Annotated in this window: 1 protein-coding gene; it reads left to right on the forward strand. The window is 68.1% G+C overall.

The genetic code is table 11. The features are described from left to right. Window positions 1-26: 26 nt before the first annotated feature. A partial coding sequence (gene groL, locus VLF38_RS15420) for a chaperonin GroEL (RefSeq protein WP_325272123.1) occupies window positions 27-1,602 on the forward strand: 1,576 nt, incomplete at its 3' end.

Genomic DNA, 1,602 nt, shown 5'->3' on the forward strand with positions numbered 1-1,602 from the left:
CGGCTTTCCACCCAAGGAGTGAAGTAGTGCCCAAGATCCTCGAGTTCGACGAGAACGCCCGGCGCGCCCTCGAGCGCGGCGTGGACAAGCTCGCCAACGCCGTCAAGGTGACGCTCGGTCCGAAGGGCCGCTACGTCGTCCTCGACAAGAAGTGGGGAGCCCCCACGATCACCAACGACGGTGTGACCGTTGCCCGCGAGGTCGAGCTCGACGACCCGTTCGAGAACCTTGGTGCCCAGCTCACCAAGGAGGTCGCGACCAAGACCAACGACATCGCCGGTGACGGCACCACCACCGCGACCGTGCTCGCCCAGGCGATGGTGCACGAGGGCCTGCGGGCCGTCGCTGCCGGTGCGAACCCGATGAGCCTCAAGCGCGGCATGGACCTCGCCGTCGAGGCCGTCGGTGACGCGTTGCGTGACGCCGCCCGCGACGTCGACTCCAAGGAGGACATGGCCGCGGTCGCCACCGTCTCGTCCCGCGACTCGCACATCGGTGAGCTGCTCGCGCAGGCCTTCGACAAGGTCGGCAAGGACGGTGTGATCACCGTCGAGGAGTCCAACACCATGGGCACCGAGCTCGACTTCACCGAGGGCATGCAGTTCGACAAGGGCTACATCTCGCCCTACTTCGTGACCGACGCGGAGCGGATGGAGGCCGTCCTCGACGACCCCTACATCCTGCTGCACCAGGGCAAGATCGGCGCGATCGCCGACCTGCTCCCGTTGCTGGAGAAGGTGATCCAGTCCGGCAAGCCGCTGTTCATCCTCGCCGAGGACGTCGAGGGTGAGGCGCTGTCCACCCTGGTCGTGAACAAGATCCGCGGCACCTTCAACGCCGCAGCGGTCAAGGCCCCGGCCTTCGGTGACCGCCGCAAGGCGATGATGCAGGACATCGCGACGCTGACCGGTGGTCAGGTCGTCGCACCCGAGGTCGGCCTCAAGCTCGACCAGGTCGGGCTCGAGGTGCTCGGCCAGGCCCGGCGCGTGGTGATCACCAAGGACAACACCACGATCGTCGAGGGTGCCGGCGACGGCGCCGAGGTCGAGGCGCGGGTCAACCAGATCAAGGCCGAGATCGAGAACACCGACTCCGACTGGGACCGGGAGAAGCTCCAGGAGCGGCTCGCGAAGCTCGCCGGTGGGGTGTGCGTGATCAAGGTCGGCGCCGCCACCGAGGTGGAGCTGAAGGAGAAGAAGCACCGCATCGAGGACGCCGTCTCCGCCACCCGTGCGGCGATCGAGGAGGGCATCATCGCCGGCGGAGGCTCGGCGCTGGTCCACACGGTCTCCGTGCTCAAGGACGACCTGGGCCTCACCGCTGACGAGGCGATGGGTGTCCGGATCGTCGCCAAGGCAGTGGACGAGCCGCTGCGCTGGATCGCCGAGAACGGCGGCGTCAACGGCTACGTCGTCACCACCAAGGTGCGCGAGCTCGGCGTGGGCAACGGCTACAACGCCGCCACCGGCGAGTACGGCGACCTGGTCGCCCAGGGCGTCCTCGACCCGGTCAAGGTCACCCGCTCGGCGCTGGTCAACGCGACCTCGATCGCCGCGATGCTGCTCACGACCGAGACCCTCGTCGTCGACAAGCCCGAGGAGG

Source organism: Nocardioides sp., assembly GCF_035481145.1.
Classification (GTDB): domain Bacteria; phylum Actinomycetota; class Actinomycetes; order Propionibacteriales; family Nocardioidaceae; genus Nocardioides.